Here is a 233-nt window from a genome sequence, read left to right on the forward strand (position 1 = left end):
GCTCCGACACGCTCTTCAAGCTCTGGCTGTGGGACAACAACATCGGCCGCTTCTTCGGCTTTTCGGTCGCCGAACTCGGCTCCGAAAACGAAAGCCGTCTGTTCGTGCTGCGCACCGTGCTGAGCGTCGGCTTTCCCGTGGTGCCGCTTGCGCTCGCCGCGCTTGCCGGCGGCGCGTGGCGGCGCTGGCGCGATCCACGCGTGGCGCTGCCGATGATCTTCGCGGGCTCCGGC

General features: G+C 68.2%; 1 pseudogene. It reads left to right on the forward strand.

Annotated features, from left to right (window positions below):
* Nucleotides 1–233: pseudogene (locus tag SB771_RS37350) on the forward strand (glycosyl transferase); the annotation flags it as partial.

It is taken from the genome of Burkholderia sp. SIMBA_051, assembly GCF_046534915.1.
In the GTDB taxonomy this organism is placed as follows: domain Bacteria; phylum Pseudomonadota; class Gammaproteobacteria; order Burkholderiales; family Burkholderiaceae; genus Burkholderia; species Burkholderia ambifaria.